This is a genomic window from Microvirga sp. P4_A5 (assembly GCF_056402495.1).
In genome coordinates, this window is sequence record NZ_JBFUHH010000047.1 from 1 (window position 1) to 18,367 (window position 18,367).

Annotated in this window: 14 protein-coding genes and 2 tRNA genes; 11 read left to right on the forward strand and 5 right to left on the reverse strand. The window is 64.1% G+C overall.

The window, feature by feature from the left end; genetic code table 11:
* Positions 1-161 precede the first annotated feature (161 nt).
* A complete protein-coding gene (rnk, locus tag AC1DVM_RS13555; RefSeq protein WP_477254954.1) occupies positions 162-611 on the forward strand; it encodes a nucleoside diphosphate kinase regulator in 450 nt (149 codons plus the stop codon).
* Between the two features lie 387 nt (positions 612-998).
* On the opposite strand, the gene AC1DVM_RS13560 is transcribed toward rnk, so the two are convergent.
* Complete coding sequence (locus AC1DVM_RS13560; protein WP_477254955.1) at positions 999-1,406, reverse strand: GreA/GreB family elongation factor; 408 nt, start codon at positions 1,404-1,406, stop codon at positions 999-1,001.
* Between the two features lie 532 nt (positions 1,407-1,938).
* On the opposite strand from AC1DVM_RS13560, the gene AC1DVM_RS13565 reads away from it, so the two are divergent.
* On the forward strand, positions 1,939-2,253 hold the full coding sequence (locus tag AC1DVM_RS13565; RefSeq protein WP_477254956.1) for an XRE family transcriptional regulator: 315 nt from the start codon (positions 1,939-1,941) through the stop codon (positions 2,251-2,253).
* A 219-nt stretch (positions 2,254-2,472) separates the two neighbouring features.
* Here the strand turns inward: AC1DVM_RS13565 and AC1DVM_RS13570 are convergent, their stop codons facing one another.
* On the reverse strand, positions 2,473-2,904 hold the full coding sequence (locus AC1DVM_RS13570; RefSeq protein WP_477254957.1) for a DUF983 domain-containing protein: 432 nt from the start codon (positions 2,902-2,904) through the stop codon (positions 2,473-2,475).
* A gap of 179 nt (positions 2,905-3,083) precedes the next feature.
* On the opposite strand from AC1DVM_RS13570, the gene AC1DVM_RS13575 reads away from it, so the two are divergent.
* Positions 3,084-4,457 (forward strand): aminotransferase-like domain-containing protein, encoded by a 1,374-nt coding sequence (locus AC1DVM_RS13575; RefSeq protein WP_477254978.1) that lies wholly within the window; start codon positions 3,084-3,086, stop codon positions 4,455-4,457.
* 36 nt (positions 4,458-4,493) lie between these two features.
* On the opposite strand, the gene AC1DVM_RS13580 is transcribed toward AC1DVM_RS13575, so the two are convergent.
* Together AC1DVM_RS13580 and AC1DVM_RS13585 are read right to left on the reverse strand one after the other, a co-directional pair.
* Positions 4,494-6,884, reverse strand: coding sequence for a heavy metal translocating P-type ATPase (locus tag AC1DVM_RS13580; RefSeq protein ID WP_477254958.1), 2,391 nt, complete (start codon positions 6,882-6,884; stop codon positions 4,494-4,496).
* Between the two features lie 564 nt (positions 6,885-7,448).
* Positions 7,449-7,523: transfer RNA gene (locus tag AC1DVM_RS13585), tRNA-Asn, on the reverse strand.
* Between the two features lie 202 nt (positions 7,524-7,725).
* Here AC1DVM_RS13585 and AC1DVM_RS13590 point away from each other — a divergent pair.
* The 5 genes from AC1DVM_RS13590 (at position 7,726) to AC1DVM_RS13610 (ending at position 13,754) form a co-directional block, all read left to right on the forward strand.
* Positions 7,726-7,799 (forward strand) — tRNA-Cys (locus AC1DVM_RS13590).
* A gap of 20 nt (positions 7,800-7,819) precedes the next feature.
* Positions 7,820-8,482, forward strand: coding sequence for a protein-L-isoaspartate O-methyltransferase family protein (locus AC1DVM_RS13595; RefSeq protein ID WP_477254959.1), 663 nt, complete (start codon positions 7,820-7,822; stop codon positions 8,480-8,482).
* A 239-nt stretch (positions 8,483-8,721) separates the two neighbouring features.
* Entirely contained in the window at positions 8,722-10,071 is a 1,350-nt protein-coding gene (locus AC1DVM_RS13600) for a TolC family outer membrane protein (protein ID WP_477254979.1), read from the forward strand.
* 155 nt (positions 10,072-10,226) lie between these two features.
* Positions 10,227-10,766, forward strand: coding sequence for a PopZ family protein (locus AC1DVM_RS13605; protein WP_477254960.1), 540 nt, complete (start codon positions 10,227-10,229; stop codon positions 10,764-10,766).
* Positions 10,767-11,045: 279 nt separating this feature from the next.
* Positions 11,046-13,754: a valine--tRNA ligase gene (locus AC1DVM_RS13610; RefSeq protein WP_477254961.1), complete on the forward strand. Its 2,709-nt coding sequence runs from the start codon at positions 11,046-11,048 to the stop codon at positions 13,752-13,754.
* A gap of 45 nt (positions 13,755-13,799) precedes the next feature.
* On the opposite strand, the gene AC1DVM_RS13615 is transcribed toward AC1DVM_RS13610, so the two are convergent.
* The gene (locus tag AC1DVM_RS13615; RefSeq protein ID WP_477254962.1) at positions 13,800-15,146 is read right to left on the reverse strand and encodes an Nramp family divalent metal transporter; all 1,347 of its coding nucleotides are present in this window, start codon (positions 15,144-15,146) and stop codon (positions 13,800-13,802) included.
* Between the two features lie 412 nt (positions 15,147-15,558).
* On the opposite strand from AC1DVM_RS13615, the gene AC1DVM_RS13620 reads away from it, so the two are divergent.
* Genes AC1DVM_RS13620 through AC1DVM_RS13630 form a run of 3 tightly spaced genes read left to right on the forward strand, consistent with a single transcriptional unit; the run spans position 15,559 to position 18,305 of the window.
* Positions 15,559-17,562, forward strand: coding sequence for an acetyl/propionyl/methylcrotonyl-CoA carboxylase subunit alpha (locus tag AC1DVM_RS13620; protein WP_477254963.1), 2,004 nt, complete (start codon positions 15,559-15,561; stop codon positions 17,560-17,562).
* 54 nt (positions 17,563-17,616) lie between these two features.
* The gene (locus tag AC1DVM_RS13625) at positions 17,617-18,051 is read left to right on the forward strand and encodes a DUF1489 family protein (protein ID WP_477254964.1); all 435 of its coding nucleotides are present in this window, start codon (positions 17,617-17,619) and stop codon (positions 18,049-18,051) included.
* The gene (locus AC1DVM_RS13630; RefSeq protein ID WP_477254965.1) at positions 18,051-18,305 is read left to right on the forward strand and encodes a hypothetical protein; all 255 of its coding nucleotides are present in this window, start codon (positions 18,051-18,053) and stop codon (positions 18,303-18,305) included. The genes AC1DVM_RS13625 and AC1DVM_RS13630 overlap by 1 nt, the downstream gene beginning before the upstream one ends.
* Positions 18,306-18,367: the final 62 nt, after the last annotated feature.

The window sequence follows — 18,367 nt, forward strand, 5'->3', positions numbered from 1 at the left end:
CGGCAGGTTGCTGCTGAAGAGCGTCCCTGCGCAGTGCGTCAGATGAGGATGACTCCATCCGTTGTGTTCTCCGCGCGCGTGCGATGCCCGACGAGCGGTCATGAAATTCCGACGTTCGCTGCCTGAAAGGCGCGACGTCCGCAAGAAGAGGATAGTTCGAAATGACGAGACGTGCCGAGACGCGCATTACCTTGTCCGATGCTGATCACAAAGATCTCTCACGCCTGATCGCGGCCGCGTCGCAGACGATGCCGGAGGTCGCAGCGCAACTCGGGTATGAGCTCGAACGTGCACGCATCCTGCCCATGGGCAGGAATGTCGGGGACACGGTCCATATGGGATCAGAGGTCGAGTTCCGGGATGATACGACAGGCCGCGTGCAGGTGGTTACGATCTGCTTTCCTGATGCAGCGGACATCGACAAGGGGAAGATCTCGGTGCTGACGCCAATCGGCACCGCCCTGATAGGTCTTCCCCTCGGAAAGTCGATCGCATGGAAAACGCGTAACGGCGACGAACGACGCTTGACCGTTCTCAGTGTACTCGAGCCCGCGCCGATCGGGGAGGCAGCTTCCCCGGCGCCGCTCGAAAATGCCGCATCCCCTGCATGAAAATGACAGAACTCGTTCGGGTCCGCCGGACTCCAACTGGTCTTGAGGAATCTTTCGCGGCGGCGAATGTGCAAACACGGTACGACGCGCCGGAGGCTCACCGCGCTGCCCTCACCGTCGTTTCAGGGGTGGCCTGCCTAGCCGCGCCGCCCAGATCGGCAACACTGCGATAGCGTGGATTGACTCCCGAGTAGCATGCTCATGCTTCCAAGCAAGTTCGCTCGGACGTTTTTCGCCACCCGTGTGATTCCCACCCATGCCGGGCGAAGGAACCGCCGGCATCGCAGTCAGTCTTGGACTCTCTTCCCCCAATAAATGCCCGGGCGTCGGGCGTCGGATTCCGACACCAGGGCTAACAGCAATTATAAAGTGCGAAATTTTCCGGCTTCACGCGAGAAAGCGGAGCCCAACACCTTCCACTCTCACCTCGTGTTCGATGGAATCATCGCCTGCCACAAACGGCATCGTGTCACCCACCCGGAGTCCAAGCAATGCGATCCCCACGGGGGTCATGACGGAGAGCTCGGCATCGGGCCAGAGGAGATGTCGAGGGTGCACAAGAAGGTGAGCCGTCGGTTTGGACGCTTCATCCAGGCGGTAGATCACGCGGCAATTCGTCGACACGATATCGTCGGGTAATTCGCCGGGGTCGCAAAGTTTGGCGCGTCGTAACTCGGCCAACATGAACTCCGCGTTACGATCGCCCTTCTGTTTGGCCATGCCCGCGTAAAGCAGAAGATCATCGTAGTCAGTCGAGGCTATCGTCAGGGGAGGGAGGGAAGGCGCAGACATCATCGAACCGCTCCTGGCGGAGGTGCTTCTGATCACATTGAGACATCGCTCCAAGTCATACCGAAACGAGCGAGCGAAGCGCKGAATGGAAGTAAGCTGCATGTTTGTCTCGGGGGACTGACGAAAGCTCGTCGCCGTCGCCCGAGATTACGTGCCCGTTCTCAGGCGACCTGCATGCGTGAAAAAATGCATTCTCATCTTGCGCAGCATAATACTTGCTACGCTAGTTTGAGCTTTGGGAAAGTCAAGCTGCGGTGCGAGGCGCAGGACGTGGTTGCTACGCCGGATGCACCAAAACACCAGCAGCTCTGGCGGGCTCGCCTACCGTCGTCTTCTCAGTCTCGTCCGCCGGTCGGAAAAAGGCGGGCGACAGTGAAGTGGAGGCGGGGGATTGCGACAGGTGTTCCATTGGCGAAGCCTGACCGTCCGATTTCTCCATCTTCGTCGCCGATTGTTCGCGTTGTCCGTGCCGTCGAATATCGGGCCTTCGCTTTTGGAAAGCGTCGATATAAAACTTGAGAGCGGAGGCAAGACCATGAGAGACAGTTCAATCCTCACCCCGGGACAGTGCCGTGCCGCGCGCGCACTTGCGGAAGTTGACATCGGGACCCTGGCGAACAAGGCATCCGTTCCCGCTGCGAATATCGTCGATTTCGAGAAGATGCGCCTTCAGCTCGATCCTGACCTACTATCCACGCTTCGTCGCGCGCTGGAGGACCTCGGCGCGGTGTTCATATCCGAGGACAGCATGGGGGTCGGCGTCAGGCTGAAGTTCAGCCGCCGCGGTGCTCGACGGATCGGAATATGGGAGAGTGAAGGCGGTTCGGTCGCCGAGGATGATGTTCCCTGATTTCCGACGGGCCACTACGCTTGCGCCTGAACGGTTCAGTCGTTTCTTCTTCATGCGTTTGGCGGATCAGAGCCCAGTAGTGAACGTGGTGGCTGGTAGTCGTCGTTTTCAGAGCCGTTGGCGCTCGACCGCTCATGCCTCTCACACCAAAGTTCCCGAACATTTCCACCGTGCTCTGGAGCAGGGCAGGCAGCAGCCACGTTTCGCGGGCTGACTTGCTTAGCCGCCGGAACCGACGTGGCGGGAGGCGGGCGATTCCTTGCTCGCCGCTTGCTGCGGGACGACGAAGCGCCCCTCCTCGGCCTTGTGGAAGTACTGGCTCGCGACCAGCATGCCCTTGGCGGGACGGATCGGCGGAATGCAGGTCAGCAGCATGAACGGCAAGGACGTGAGGACGTGCACCCAAAAGGAGGGCTCCCACGTCACTTCGACCCATACGCCGAATGCCGCTGCCGGGATCCCCATGATGATCATGACGAAAAAGGCCGGGCCGTCGGCTGGGTCGGCGAAGGCGTAGTCGAGGCCGCAGGCCTCGCAGCGCGGGGCGAGGGTCAGGAAGCCGTTGAACAGGCGACCCTTGCCGCACCGGGGGCAGCGGCACATGAGGCCGTGCTTGAAGATGGCCTCCTTCGCACTCAAGGTCATGGACATGTTCGATCCCTTCCGGTATGCGCCTCGGTTGCAAGGGCAATGTATGGATTGATAATCCATACATTTCGTAGTAGAGAAAACCTTACAAAATCGAGTTATTCAGCTCGTACGCGCTACGGATATCGTTGGTGAGCCATACATTTCAAAGACAAGAAGGTCAAGAACACGTGTTGTCCTGGATGCCGCGGATCGAGAAGGGGAGTGGCCCTAAGTACCTGGCCATCGCCGAGGCGCTGTTGGCGGACGTGCAGGCCGGCCGTCTCAAGCCTGGCTACCGCCTGCCGCCGCAACGCCAGCTCGCGAAGGAACTCGGCGTGGACCTCACCACCGTCACCCGCGCCTTCAACGAGGCGCGTCGGATGGGGCTGATCGAGGCCAACACGGGGCGGGGGAGCTTCGTCCGGGGCAAGGGTCTCGAGCGACGAGACGTGGCACCTGTCGGAACGCCTGTCATCGACCTGAGCATGAACATGCCGCCCCAGCCACCGGAGGCGAAACTGCGGGAACGCGTTCAGGACGGGATCGCGGGCGTTCTGTCGTCGCCCCATGGCATGATGCACCTTCACTATCAGGAAAGCGCGGGATCGAGGCCGGATCGTGCCGCAGGCGCACGCTGGCTGGAGCCGCGCCTGGGGGCGGTTCCGGTCGACCGGGTCGTGTTGGCCGGCGGAGCCCAGACGGCGCTTTATGCCATCGTGCGGATCCTCGCCCAGCCGGGCGACGCCATCTGCGTTCCTGATCTCACCTATCCGGGCCTGCGCGCGATCGCCGAGCAGCTGAAGGTGCGGCTGGTCCCGGTGACGATGGACGGGGAGGGGTTCGATCCGGCTGTCTTGGACGAGGTTTGCCGGCGCGAGCGGCCGAAGGCGATCTACTGTGTCCCCACCATCCACAACCCGACGACCGCGACCATGTCGCCCGCGCGGCGCGAGGCGATCGCCGGGGTGGCGGGTCGCCATGGGGTGTTCATCATCGAGGACGATGCCTACGGGGCGCTGCCCCGGCAGGCGCCGCCCCCGATCGCGGCGCTCGCGCCGGAGATCACCTGGCACATCGCCACTCTGTCGAAATGCGTGACCCCGGCCCTTCGGACGGCCTATGTCGTCACGCCGCGACTGGCGGATACGCTGCGGTTGGCGGCGGAGATCCGCGCCATGACCCTCATGGTGCCGCCGCTCATGGCGGCATTGGCTTCGAAATGGATCCTGGACGGCACGCTGGACGCCATTACGGCCGCCATCCGGGAGGAGAGCGCCGCCCGCCAAGCCATCGCGCAGCGGGTCCTGCACGGGCTGGAGTTCCGGGCCCACCCGGAAGGCCATCACCTCTGGCTGACATTGCCCGATCGCTGGCGCCGGGCCGATCTCAACATGTACGCGCGGCAATCGGGACTAGCCCTCGTGGCAAGCGATGCCTTCGCGGTGGGACCATCCCCGGACGCCATCCGCGTATCCCTCGGTGTGGCGCAGAACCGGGCCGTGCTGGAACAGGGCCTCGGCGTGCTGGCGACACTCTTGTTGCACAGTCCCAGCGCCTTATCGTCGATCGTGTGACGGTGATGGCAGCGCCGATCACATGCCGCCGCCCCATCAAAGCCGCACGGAGCGCAGGCGAATGGCATTGCCGATCACACTGACCGATGACAAAGCCATCGCCGCTGCGGCGATGATGGGCGAGAGCAGGATGCCGAAGAACGGATAAAGGACCCCCGCCGCGACCGGCACGCCGAGCGCGTTGTAGATGAAGGCGAAGAACAGGTTCTGGCGGATGTTGCGCATGGTCGCCTGCGACAGCCGGCGTGCCCGGACGATACCCGTCAGGTCGCCCTTGAGCAGGGTGATGCCGGCGCTTTCCATCGCCACGTCGGTGCCGGTCCCCATGGCGATTCCAACGTCGGCCGCGGCCAGCGCCGGGGCATCGTTGACGCCGTCGCCCGCCATCGCGACCACGTGACCATCGGCCTTGTACCGCTGCACGACGGCGCTCTTCAGCTCTGGCAGAACCTCGGCCTCGACATCGTCGATCCCGAGCTGCCGGGCAACCGCCTTCGCGGTGGTCCAGTTGTCGCCGGTGAGCATCACGACCCGGATGCCAGCAGCCTTGAGGCCGGCAAGCGCCTCGGGCGTCGTCGGCTTCACGGGATCGGCGATGGCGATGATTCCAGCGACGCGCCCATCGATGCCGGCGAAGATCGCCGTCGCGCCGTCCTGCCGCAATCCATCGGCCTGCAAATCCATGCCGCCGATATCGATGCCGTGCTCGGCGAGAAACGCCTTATTGCCCAGAACGACGCGTCGGCCCTCCACTGTCCCGAGCGCCCCCTTTCCGGTCGGAGAATCGAAGTCGGTGACCGGAGACGTCGCGATGCTTTGCTTCTCCGCCGCGGCGACGATCGCCACTGCGAGCGGATGTTCGCTGGGGCGCTCGGCGCTGGCGGCCAGTCGCAGGATATCGACTTCCGTGAAACCCTTCGCCGGCACGACGGCCGTCACGGCAGGTTTTCCCTCCGTGAGCGTTCCGGTCTTGTCGACCACAAGCACGTCGACCTTCTCCATGTGTTCGAGCGCCTCGGCATTCTTGATCAGGACGCCCGCCTGGGCGCCTCGTCCGACGCCGACCATGATAGACATCGGCGTGGCGAGCCCGAGTGCGCAGGGGCAGGCGATGATGAGGACGGACACCGCCGCGACCAGCCCGAAGGCGAACCGAGGATCCGGTCCCCAGATCGCCCAACCCGCGAAGGCGAGAGCCGCCACGCCGATGACCGCGGGCACGAAGTAGCCCGACACCTGATCGGCCAGACGCTGGATCGGCGCCCGGCTGCGCTGGGCTTCCGCTACGAGTTGAACGATCTGCGACAGCAGGGTGTCGCGGCCGACCTTTTTTGCTTCGATCACCAGGCCGCCGGACTGGTTCATGGTGCCGCCGATAGCCTTGGCCCCAACCGTCTTGGTCACGGGCATCGATTCCCCTGTCACCATCGATTCATCAACGGAACTGCGCCCCTCGACCACGATTCCGTCGACCGGGACCTTCTCTCCGGGACGGACGCGCAAGCGGTTTCCGACCTGCACCGAATCCAGTTGGATCTCCTCCTCGCTCCCATCTTCGGCGATGAGCCTTGCGGTCTTCGGCGCAAGGTCCAGCAGTGCCCGAATGGCGCCGCTGGTACTCTCGCGGGCGCGAAGTTCCAGCACCTGCCCAAGGAGGACCAGGACGGTGATCACCGCCGCGGCCTCGAAATACACCGCAACGGAGCCGTCATGGTTGCGGAAGGCCGACGGGAAGATGTCGGGTGCGAGCGTGGCGATCACGCTATAGAGCCACGCGACGCCGGTACCCATGGCGATGAGCGTGAACATGTTGAGGCTGCGGTTCTTCAGCGACTGCCAGCCGCGCTCGAAGAACGGCCAGCCGGCCCAGAGCACGACCGGCGTCGCCAGCGCGAACTGGATCCAGTTGGAGATGACCGGTGGTATCAGGTGGCCGAGTCCGGTGAGGTGGCTCCCCATCTCCAGGATGAAAACCGGAAGCGTCAGCGCCAGTCCGATCCAGAAGCGGCGCTTCATATCGATCAGCTCGGCATTGGGCGTCGCCTCGGCGCTCACGAGCACCGGTTCCAGCGCCATGCCGCAGATCGGGCAGGAACCCGGACCGACCTGCCGAATTTCCGGATGCATCGGACAGGTGTAGATCGCGCCCTCCGGAACGGCCTCGGCTTTTCGTGTGTGTGCGGGTACGATGTACTTTTCCGGATCCGCCATGAATTTCGACTGGCAGCCCGCGGAGCAAAAGTAATAGGGCTTGCCGTGATACTGGGCCCGACGTGTGGTCGTATGCGGGTCCACCATCATCCCGCAGACGGGATCCTTCACCTTGCCGGCATCCGCCCCATGCGATTCGTGATCGTGGCCTTGATGATGATGACGATGTCCATGTTCCTCATGCACATGTCCTTCAACGCTCCGATCACCAGTCATGGCTAGCCTCACTCTTGTTTGGACGACACCATCGACCCTCCCACAGGGGTAAGGTCAAGAGCCTACGGGTCGGTCATCGCGGCGTCACAGTGAAAAGCTACCGAAAGCCCAATGTGTTGATCGATTGCGAGTAGTGATGTTTGATGAACATGAACCCGACTATCGCGACGAATGTCCTAGTTCTGCGCTGCTGATAGTGTCGGGGATCGCCGCAAGTCTTGTTTTCGTTGCTGCGCTGTTTCTGGGCTAGCACCGGAAATAGGCTCGATCTTTGAGGGGTCGTTTTCCGACGATCGAACTACCTTCGATCTGTGGCGCGCGCTCGAAGATTATGGCTGGGCCCGAATGGTGCGACGCAGCGGCGTCTATTCGGGTCGGTTGTGCTGGCGCCCGACTGCGCTCACCTTGTCGACGCCACATCGTCCTCGGCCGGAATCACCGGGTCGAAGCGTGAGACCGCAAAGCAACCTGAAGATAAATCGTAATTGCATCAAGCACTTGCCCGGCCTTGTCTGGGGGAAAGTACTTTATTTCAAACGACTAAGCTTGGGGCGGGTAAAAAATTGGCTCCGGCGGTAGGATTCGAACCTACGACCAACGGATTAACAGTCCGCTGCGCTACCGCTGCGCCACGCCGGAATATTGCCATGCCATCCGGGACGGGCCCGGTGGCCTCCTTTTGCCAGGCGGCCCTCGATGGGTGGTGCCTCGGCGTCAGGTGGGAGCCATATAACACGGGTTTCGTCGGTTGCAAGTGCTGTCTTTCGGGTCTCGCACCTGTTGCTCTTTGGTCCGAGGCTCTGCTATGGAGCAGCCGTCGCGGTTGCGGCGCGCCCCGGATGGCCTCGTGGCGGAGTGGTTACGCAGAGGACTGCAAATCCTTGCACCCCGGTTCGATTCCGGGCGAGGCCTCCATCCCTACACTGAGGCATTTCATGGTCGATTTCACGCAGGCGCGCCGAACGATGGTGGACAGCCAATTGCGCACTTTCGATGTGAATGACATTTCGCTCCTCGACGCCATGGATGACGTCCCGCGGGAGCATTTCGTTCTTCCCGGCCGCGAACAGCTCGCCTACAGCGACCTTGAGCTTCCGGTCAGCGAAGGCGCCGATCGCCGCTTCATGCTGAGCCCCATGGTGCTCGCACGGTTGATCCAGGCCCTCGAGATCGATGGCGGGGACCAGGTTCTCGATGTCGCAAGCGGACGCGGCTATTCCTCAGCCGTCCTGTCGGAGCTCGGCGCCTATGTGACGGCGCTGGAAGCGGATGGGGCTCTCGCTGAGGCCGCCCGCAGCGCTCTGAAGGCCGCGGGCTCCGAGCGGGTGACGCTGGAGACTGGCGACCTCGCGGACGGTTTTGCCGCGTCCGGACCCTACGACGCGATTCTCGTCAACGGCGCCCTCGAGGTGAGGCCGGAGGCTTTGCTCCGGCAATTGAAAAATGGCGGCCGCCTGGCCTGCGTGGTCGGGCAGGGCCGCTCGGGCCGCGCGACCCTCTTCGTCCGCTCAGGCGACACCTTTGGCGAGCGCAGCCTCTTCGACGCCGCCGCGCCCGTCCTGGACGCCTTCCGGGCCAAGCCGGGCTTCGTGTTTTAATTCCTTGTTAACCTTCGGAAGAGTGTCGCTTATTTGCGCCACTCGCTGAGAAAATGCTGCGATTTGCGGCCYGCCGGATTGCCGACTCATCCCGCATGGGTATTGTTTCGTTCTGTATCGTGTTGGTTTAATGCAGCGTAGAGAAAACGGTCGGACGGCTACGGCCAGTTCGAACCAACAGGTAGGTGGGCGTGAGCGACACTCGATTTGGCAGAACAGGGCAGGCGTTCTTCGGGGCGATGACGTCGGTCTTCGTGCTGGCATTTGCCGGCGGCGTCTCGGCCGAAACGCTGGAAAGCGCCTTGTCTCGCGCTTACGGCAACAACCCCAACCTGAATGCCCAGCGCGCCAATGTCCGCGCGACGGATGAAAACGTCTCGCGCGCCAAGTCCGGCTACCGTCCCCAGGTCAATGCCTCGGCGGATGCGGGCCGTACCTATTCGGAATTCGAGCGTCCGGGCGGCGGCGGCACCAACATCGAGCGCCTGTACCCGCGCGGCGTCGGCGTGCAGATCGACCAGAACCTCTTCAACGGCTTTCGGACCAAGAATTCGGTCGAGCAGGCCGAATCGTCGGTCCTGGGCGCCCGGCAGACCCTGAACAACAACGAACAGAACACCCTGTTCGATTCGGCCTCCGCCTACATGAACGTGCTGCGCGACACGGCGATCCTCGATCTCCAGCGCAACAACGTCGAGGTCATCGACGAGCAGCTCCGCCAGACGAACGACCGCTTCAATGTGGGCGAGGTCACGCGCAYGGACGTGGCGCAGGCGCAGTCGCGTCTTGCAGCCTCCCGCTCGCAGGCAAGCCTGGCCGAGGCCAATCTCCGCACGAGCGTGGCCCAGTACCGCCAGGTGATCGGTGTCGAGCCCCGTCAGCTCGCGCCCGGCCGTCCCCTCGACAAGCTGCTGCCGCGCAATGTGGACGGCGCCCTCAAGGTCGCGCTCAACGAGCATCCGGCCATCAAGGCCTCGATGCACGGCGTGGACGTTGCCGAGCTCCAGGTGAAGATCGAGGCCGGCGCCCTTGCGCCGCAGCTCGGCGTTCGCGGCTCGGTCGCCAAGCGCTACGACACCCAGATCGACGGCGACAACGTCCTGTCGGGTTCGGTCGTGGCGCAGTTGACGGTGCCGATCTATGACGGCGGTGTCGCCTATTCATCCACGCGGCAGGCCAAAGAGCAGGTCGGCCAGCGTCGGCTGGAAGCCGATTCGATCCGCGACCAGGTCCGCGCGGCGGTCATTTCCTCCTATGGCCAGCTCGAAGCGGCCCGCGCGCAGATCGTCGCCGCGCAGGCACAGGTCGATGCGTCCGAGACGGCGCTGAACGGCGTTCGCGAAGAGGCCCGCGTCGGCCAGCGCACGACCCTCGACGTGTTGAACGCGCAGCAGGAATTGTTGAACGCCCGCGTCAATCTCATCACCGCGCAGCGCGACCGCGTGGTCGCGTCCTACGCGGTCGTGCAGGCCATGGGCCGGCTGAACTCGCGTGCCCTCGGGCTCGCGGTCAACCATTACAGCCCACGGGTGCATTACGAGCAGGTCAAGGACCTGTGGGGTGGCCTGTCGACTCCTGACGGCCGCTGAGAAATCCCTGGACGGCGATTAACTTCGCTGTCCGGTCGCGCTTGCTTCTCTTCCCTTGCGTGAAATACTGACATCGCTCGCCAAGAGTTGATTCTCTAACCGGTTGATCGGTCACACGCATGAGTTCGGCGAATTCCAAAATTCAGGAACCTTCGATGGAGGAGATTCTCGCCTCCATCCGCCGCATCATCGCGGACGACCAGGAGGTTCTGCGCGGCGCGTCGCGTGACCGTGGCGAGCCGTCGGGCCTCGCCAACGTGCTCGATCTCACGGAGCGGCAGACCGCACAGATGCCAGGTCGCTCTGTGCCGCTCGGGCAGGCATATTCTGCGCCCGAGCTCGGCCAGGATGATCGCCAGGATGACGATCATTCGGACAATGATTTGCAACTGGTGAGCTATCACGACGAGCCTGAAGATGCGCTCGACCGCGTGCCGGAGCCCGATGAGGCCGAACGCAGCTTCTCCGACCCACGCCGCACGGATACGCTTCTGTCCAGCGCCGCCAACGCATCCGTTTCCGACGCCTTCACGCGGCTCGGCTCGACCATCATGCCGACGCAGCCGCAGACGCTCGAAGACCTGATGAAGGATCTTCTGCGCCCCATGCTGAAAGAGTGGCTCGACGACAACCTGCCGGCCCTGGTGGAGCGTCTCGTTCAGGCCGAGATCGAACGGATTGCCCGCCGCCGCTGATCTGGGCGTGAGCTGCGAACGTCTTCCGCTGCGCAGGACGCAAGGTCGGGCCATGCGAGGCGCTGGAACCTGCTATCGCCGGCTTCGCCTCGGTTGACTTCCCCTCCGGCCTCCGGTTTGTAACCGCACATATCTCGAGAGCTGGATCGTGTCGCCGGAACGTTGACTGCCTTTCCGGGCAAGGACATTGTCCAACTCATTGATATTCGCCAATTCTTCACCCTCGGGTACGACCCGACGGGATCGCGCCCTGGCGCGCCAACTGACCGGTACGAAACGATGATGGACAAGACGTTCGATCCCGCCGCCGTCGAGGCGCGAATCTCCACCCGCTGGGATGAGGCCGACGCTTTCAAGGCAGGGCGCGAGGATCGGAAAGGCGCTGTCCCGTATACGATCGTCATCCCGCCGCCGAATGTCACCGGCTCGCTCCATATGGGGCATGCGCTGAACAACACGATCCAGGACATCCTGTGCCGCTTCGAGCGGATGCGCGGGCGCGACGTCCTGTGGCAGCCGGGCATGGACCATGCGGGCATCGCCACGCAGATGGTCGTCGAGCGCCAGCTCATGGAAAAGCAGATTCATCGCCGCGAACTCGGGCGCGAGGAATTCGTCAAGCGGATCTGGGAATGGAAGGACGAATCCGGCGGGCGCATCAAGGCGCAGCTCCAGCGCCTCGGCGCCTCCTGCGACTGGTCGCGCGAGCGGTTTACCATGGACGAGGGCCTGTCGGCCGCCGTCCTCAAGGTGTTCGTCGATCTCTACAACCAGGGCCTGATCTACAAGGACAAGCGGCTCGTCAACTGGGACCCCAAGTTCCAGACGGCGATCTCCGATCTGGAGGTGCAGCAGGTCGAGGTGAAGGGAAGCCTCTGGCATATCCGCTATGCCATCGAGGGTGAGCCCGAGCGCTTCATCACCGTTGCGACCACGCGGCCGGAGACGATGCTGGGTGACGTCGCGGTGGCGGTGCATCCCGAGGATGAGCGCTTCGCGGATCTCGTCGGCAAGTTCGCCATACTGCCGCTGGTCGGCCGCCGCATTCCTATCGTGGCGGATGAATATTCGGATCCCGAGAAGGGCACCGGGGCGGTCAAGATCACGCCCGCGCACGACTTCAACGATTTCGAAGTGGCAAGACGCCACAAGCTCGCATCGATCAACATTCTCGGCACGGAGGCGCAGCTCGCGCTTGCCGGCAACGAAGACTTCCTGCGCGATCTGCCCGCGTCCCAGGCACTCGAGGCGCTGATGGCGCTCGATGGGTTCGACCGCGCGGATGCCCGCAAGCGCGTTGTCGCGATGCTGGAGGAGACGGGCGATCTCGTCGCCATCGAACCCCATACCCACGCGGTTCCGCACGGCGATCGCTCCGGCGTCGTCATCGAGCCGTATCTCACCGATCAATGGTACGTGGACGTGAAGCCGCTGGCGGACCGGGCGCTCGGGGCCGTGCGCGCGGGCAAGACCAAATTCGTTCCGGAGAACTGGGAGAAGACCTATTTCCAGTGGCTCGAGAACATCGAGCCGTGGTGCGTGTCGCGCCAGCTCTGGTGGGGCCACCAGATCCCCGCCTGGTACGACGAGGAGGGCAACCACTTCGTCGCCATGAGCGAAGACGAGGCGAGGGCGCAGGCGCGCGCAAAGCACGGGCGCGACGTGACCCTGGTGCGTGACGAGGACGTTCTCGATACCTGGTTCTCGTCCGCCCTTTGGCCCTTCTCGACGCTCGGCTGGCCCGACGAGACGCCGGAGGTGGGGCGCTATTATCCCACGAACACACTCGTCACCGGCTTCGACATCATCTTCTTCTGGGTCGCCCGAATGATGATGATGGGGCTGCACTTCATGGACGAAGTGCCGTTCGAGACCGTCTACATCCACGCCCTCGTTCGCGACGAGAAGGGCGCCAAGATGTCGAAGTCGAAGGGCAACGTCATCGACCCCCTCGACGTGATCGAACAATACGGCGCGGATGCGCTTCGCATGACGCTCTCCGCCATGGCGGCGCAGGGACGCGACATCAAGCTCAGCGTGCAGCGCGTTGAAGGCTACCGCAATTTCGCGACGAAGATCTGGAATGCCGCCCGTTTTGCCGAGATGAACGGCTGCCAGCGCGTCGCGGGTTTCGATCCGACATCGGTGAACGAAACGCTCAACAAATGGGCGCTCAGCGAAACTGCGAAAGCGGTCAACGAGGTGACGGCCGGGATCGAGGCCTACAAGTTCAATGAGGCGGCGCTCGCAGCCTACCGGTTCGTCTGGAACGTGTTCTGCGACTGGACCCTGGAGCTCGCAAAGCCCGTTCTGCAAGGCGCGGATTCGCCCGCCAAAATCGAGACGCAACAGACGATCGCCTACATCTTCGACGAAATCAGCAAGCTGCTGCACCCGTTCATGCCGTTTATCACCGAGGAATTGTGGGTGATCAAGGGCGAGGAGGGCCCAAAGCGCGAATCGATCCTCGCGCTCGCGCCGTGGTCCCATCTCGATGCGTTGATCGACCCCGCGTCGGAGGCCGAGATCGGCTGGGTGGTGGATCTCGTCAACGAGGTACGCTCCGCGCGCTCGGAAACGAACGTGCCGGCGGGCGCGCAGATCCCGCTCGTGCTCGTGGCCCCCTCGGCTGAGGTGAAGGCCCGCTCAGGTCGGTGGGAGGACACCCTGAAGCGCCTCGCGCGACTGTCCGACATCACCGTCGCCGAGAAGGCGCCGAAAAGCTCGATCCAATTGTTGATCCGGGGCGAGATCGCGGCGTTGCCGCTGGAAGGCGTCATCGATCTCGTGGCCGAGCGTGCAAGGCTCACCAAGGAAATCGCCAAGGTCGATTCCGACGTGTCGAAGATCGACGCGAAGCTCGGCAACGCGGATTTCCTCAAGCGGGCCCCCGAGGAGGTCGTCGACGAGCAGCGCGAGCGGCGCGACGAATCGCTCGGTCGCAAGGCCAAGATGGAAGAAGCGCTGCGGCGCCTGTCGGACGTCTGATGCGCGATTGTCGTGGGCGGTCGAACGCCCACGACACTGCCCTGCCTAGCCGAGTGCGAAGTCGATCAGCAGCTTGATGTTCAGCGCCACGATGATGGCCGCGATGATTCCTGCGAAGATCGTGAGCCAGAGAGGCGCGACCAGCGGCCCCATCTTCTTCTTCGAGGCCGTGAACATCACCAGCGGCACCACCGCGAAGGGCAGTTGCAGGCTCAGGATCACCTGGCTGAGGATGAGAAGCTGCGCGGTGCCGGATTCGCCGTAAGCGATGGTCACGCCGGCCGCCGGCACGATCGCGATGCCACGGGTGACGAGGCGGCGCAGCCAGGGCGGCAGGCGGAAGTTGATGAACCCTTCCATGACGATCTGACCCGCCATCGTCGCCGTCACGGTCGAATTCAACCCGCAGCACAAGAGCGCGATACCGAACAGGGTCGGGGCGATGGCGGCACCCAGCAAGGGCGCGAGCAGCGTATGCGCCTCGCCGATTTCGGCGATTTCCGTGCGTCCGGTATGGTGGAAGGCCGCCGCTGCGAGGATCAACAGCGAGGCGTTGATGGTGAGCGCGAACATCAGCGCCAGCGTGGAATCGAGCGTCGCGAACCGCATGGCCTCGCGGCGTTCCGGCAGGGTCTCTCCATAGGCGCGGGTCTGCACGATTCCCGAATGCAGGTATAGGTTATGCGGCATGACGGTCGCGCCGAGAATGCCGAGCGCGAGATAGAGCATATTGGGGTTGGTGATGATCTCCGTCGTGGGCGCGAAGCCCCGCACCACATCGCCCCAATGCGGATCGGCGAGCGCGATCTGAACGCCGAAACATACGGCGATGACCGCAAGCAACGCGATCACGAATGCCTCCACCCATCGAAACCCGATATTCTGCAGGTACAAGATGAGGAAGACGTCGAGCGCCGTAATCAGGACGCCGATTTCGAGCGGCAGGCCGAAGAGCAGGTTGAGGCCGATGGCCGTGCCGATGACCTCCGCCATGTCGGTGGCGCAGATCGCCAGTTCCGCCAGCGCCCAGAGCATCCAGGCAATCGGGGCCGGAAAGGCGTCGCGACAGGCCTGCGCGAGATCGCGCCCGCTTCCCACGGCCAGGCGGGCGCAGAGCGCCTGCAAGGTGATCGCCATGATGTTGGAGATCAGCGCGACGGACAGAAGCGCGTAGCCGTATTTCGATCCGCCCGCGATGGAGGTCGCCCAGTTGCCCGGGTCCATGTAGCCGACGGCGACCAGGTAGCCGGGTCCGAAGAACGCGGTCATCCGCCTCCACTTCGATCCCGACCTGATCGCGATCGAGCGATTGACCTCCGGCAGGGACGGGCCGAAGCGGGACCGTCGCCAGYCGGCATCGAGCGCAGTGGAGGAGGGAGGCAGCGCGTCCATCGGAAACTTTCTGCAGTTGCGAACTATTTGCAAAAACGCTACCGGAAGGCGGCGGACCCTGCAAGGGGTTATTTTCGGGGACGATGGGGGTTTGCGTTGTTGCGGGCCGGACGCGGTGCCGCCGTGTGGCTGCGGCTTGAACTGGGAACTCGTCCTGCCCTGGGGTCCGGGCGAGGGGGAAACGCTGCGGCCGTGCTTTTGACGCTCGCGGTTCCGGGTACCGGATTCCGCTTTGCGGTCCCGGAATGACGGGGTCGAGTGGAACCGGTCGTCGGCAGAGAGGGACGGCGTGTTGCAGGGCGGCCTTGGCGTCGGGACGATGGCGTTTGCGCTTCGCGCGTGACAAGGCCGCGCGGTTTTGCTCTAGCTGGAGGCGGCTGGCGCGCGAGCGCCGCGACCCGAGGGAGAGGCCATGCTCGAGAGCGTTCTGATCGCGAATCGTGGCGAGATCGCCTGTCGCATCATCCGCACGGCGAAGCGCCTGGGGATGCGGAGTGTGGCGGTCTATTCGGAAGCCGATGCCGACGCCATGTTCGTCCGGATGGCGGACGAAGCGCATTTGATCGGCCCCGCGCCCGCCCGCGACAGCTACCTGCAGATCGATCGCATCATCGAGGCGGCGAAGACCTCCCGCGCAGCATCCATTCACCCCGGCTACGGCTTCCTGTCCGAGCGGGCGGAGTTCGCGGAGGCCTGCGCGAAGGCCGGGATCGTGTTCGTCGGCCCACCCGCATCGGCGATCCGCGCCATGGGCCTCAAGGACGCGGCCAAGACGCTGGTGCAGCAGGCCGGCGTTCCCGTCGTGCCGGGCTATCACGGCGCCCGGCAGGAAGCGGATTTCCTGCGGCAGAAGGCTTACGAGATCGGCTATCCGGTGCTGATCAAGGCCGTCGCGGGCGGCGGCGGCAAAGGAATGCGGCGGGTCGAGAAGGTGGCAGATTTCGACGCCGCCCTGGAGAGCGCGCAGCGCGAGGCGGCAAGCGCGTTCGGTGATCCCCGCGTGCTGGTGGAAAAATACATCCTCGCGCCGCGCCATATCGAGATCCAGGTCTTCGCCGACACGCATGGGAATGTGGTGCATCTGTTCGAGCGCGATTGCTCGCTGCAGCGGCGGCACCAGAAGGTCATCGAGGAAGCGCCGGCCCCCGGCATGACGCCCGAGATGCGCGCCGCCATGGGCAAGGCCGCGGTCGAGGCCGCCCGCGCGGTTGGTTATGTGGGCGCTGGAACGGTGGAGTTCATCGCCGATGGCCGCGAGGGCCTTCGCCCCGACCGGTTCTTCTTCATGGAGATGAACACGCGGCTGCAGGTCGAGCACCCGGTCACCGAGGCGATCACCGGGCTCGACCTGGTCGAATTGCAGTTTCGCGCCGCCTCGGGCGAAAAGCTGCCCTTCACCCAGGACGACCTCGCGATCGATGGTCACGCGGTGGAGGCCCGGCTCTACGCCGAGGACCCGGAGCATGAGTTCCTGCCGTCGACCGGCAAGCTCTGGGCGCTGGAATTTCCCGAAGGCGAGGGAATCCGCATCGATACGGGCGTGCGCGCCGGCGATAGCGTGACGCCCTATTACGATCCGATGATCGCCAAGGTAATCGCGCACGGTGCGACGCGCGACGAGGCGCTGACCCGGCTTTCCGAGGCGCTCGGCGAGACCTTGGTCGCAGGCCCGAAGACCAACGTGGCGTTCCTGAAAAAACTCTGCGAAGCGGATGCGTTCAGGGCGGGGCGCTTCGACACGGGTTTCATCGACCGGAACATCGATGCCCTGGGTGCGGTGGCGCAGGCGGCTGACGGGGAATCGATCCGCCTCGGTGTGCTGAGCCTGCTCGATCTGGACTTTGACGATCGCGAATATCGCGCCGCCGCGACGGACGATGAGGTCGCATCACCCTGGCGGGATCACGACGGCTTCCAACTCGGCGGCCCCCGCCGTCAGACGTTTCCCGTGACCGTCGATGGCGAGCGCATCGACGTGCTGCTGGAATGGCCGCCAACGAATGCCGCCGACGTCGCGGCTGATGTGGCAGTCACGTGGGCGGGACAATCATCGAACCTCTCCGGCGACTTTCTGACCCGTGACGTCCGCAATTTCGTTCTGACCGATCACGGCATGATCGTCATCCGCGACGGTCGCCAGACCCGCGTCGCTCCCTACGATCCCTTCGATGTCGACCTCGAACATCTCGACGGCGGCGATGTCGTGAAAGCGCCCATGCACGGCAAGGTGATCGCGGTGTTCGTGAAGCCCGGCGACCGGGTCGAGAAAGGGCAGCGTGTCGCCGTCGTCGAGGCGATGAAGATGGAACACGCGCTCGTCGCACCCGCGGACGGCGAAGTCGCGGAGGTCACCGCCGAGCCGGGCGCGCAGGTGGCCGAGGGTGCACGGCTCATCGTGCTGAAGACGGAGGAATAGGATGCGGCGGATCGCCCCGTTCTCGCGCCTTCGCCACCGTGGTTGATGGCGCTCATGTCACTGCACCTGCTCAAACTCTGCGTCGGCGTCGATTCCATCGCGGACCTCGAAGGATGGATCGAGGAAAACCGGGCCCACCATCGGCGCCTCGGGCGTCCCTATGAGCAGACCCACATCACCCGCATGATGCCGAAACGCGGCGATGAGCTGCTGGATGGGGGCTCGCTCTACTGGGTCATTCGCGGCCAGATCGCCTGCCGCCAGGCGCTCCTCGGCATCACGGCGTTTACGGACGGGAGCGGGATCGGGCGATGCCGCCTGTCGCTGGACCAGAGGATAGTTCCCGTCGAGYCGCGCCCTTACCGGCCGTTCCAGGGCTGGCGCTACCTCGCCGCCAAGGATGCGCCGAGGGATATCGACACGTCGACGGGAATCGCCACAATGCCCGAGGACATGCGGCGGGAACTCGCCGAACTGGGATTGCTGTGATGAAATTCAGCCTCGCGTTTCTCGCCAGTTTGCTCGCCGGCATCGTGGCCCTTGGCGCCACTGAGGCCATGGATTGCCGGGTGCCTTATGTTTCGGGCAGGAACGCCCCGAAACCGCCGCCCGGCTGCGATCTCCCGGCGAAGGCCGGCGAGGCCGGTCGGGTGAAGCAGCAGAACGGGTTCGTGGATCTCGGCAACGGGACGCAAGTGAGGATCAGCGGCCGCGTGCGCCTCGATGCGGGCGTACGCCGTTAGTCTTTTGGGCTAGGAGCCTTCCGGGAACTCCCTCGTGCGAATTCGCATTGGCTCAACACTTC

What these genes read in the sequence shown, in the direction of transcription:
- AC1DVM_RS13595 (WP_477254959.1), top strand. Translation starts at nt 7,820, where the DNA reads ATGGTCGATTTCACGCAGGCGCGCCGAACGATGGTGGACAGCCAATTG.
- AC1DVM_RS13580 (WP_477254958.1), bottom strand. Translation starts at nt 6,884, where the DNA reads ATGACTGGTGATCGGAGCGTTGAAGGACATGTGCATGAGGAACATGGA.
- AC1DVM_RS13605 (WP_477254960.1), top strand. Translation starts at nt 10,227, where the DNA reads ATGGAGGAGATTCTCGCCTCCATCCGCCGCATCATCGCGGACGACCAG.
- AC1DVM_RS13620 (WP_477254963.1), top strand. Translation starts at nt 15,559, where the DNA reads ATGCTCGAGAGCGTTCTGATCGCGAATCGTGGCGAGATCGCCTGTCGC.
- AC1DVM_RS13610 (WP_477254961.1), top strand. Translation starts at nt 11,046, where the DNA reads ATGATGGACAAGACGTTCGATCCCGCCGCCGTCGAGGCGCGAATCTCC.
- AC1DVM_RS13630 (WP_477254965.1), top strand. Translation starts at nt 18,051, where the DNA reads ATGAAATTCAGCCTCGCGTTTCTCGCCAGTTTGCTCGCCGGCATCGTG.
- rnk (WP_477254954.1), top strand. Translation starts at nt 162, where the DNA reads ATGACGAGACGTGCCGAGACGCGCATTACCTTGTCCGATGCTGATCAC.
- AC1DVM_RS13575 (WP_477254978.1), top strand. Translation starts at nt 3,084, where the DNA reads ATGCCGCGGATCGAGAAGGGGAGTGGCCCTAAGTACCTGGCCATCGCC.
- AC1DVM_RS13565 (WP_477254956.1), top strand. Translation starts at nt 1,939, where the DNA reads ATGAGAGACAGTTCAATCCTCACCCCGGGACAGTGCCGTGCCGCGCGC.
- AC1DVM_RS13570 (WP_477254957.1), bottom strand. Translation starts at nt 2,904, where the DNA reads ATGTCCATGACCTTGAGTGCGAAGGAGGCCATCTTCAAGCACGGCCTC.
- AC1DVM_RS13560 (WP_477254955.1), bottom strand. Translation starts at nt 1,406, where the DNA reads ATGATGTCTGCGCCTTCCCTCCCTCCCCTGACGATAGCCTCGACTGAC.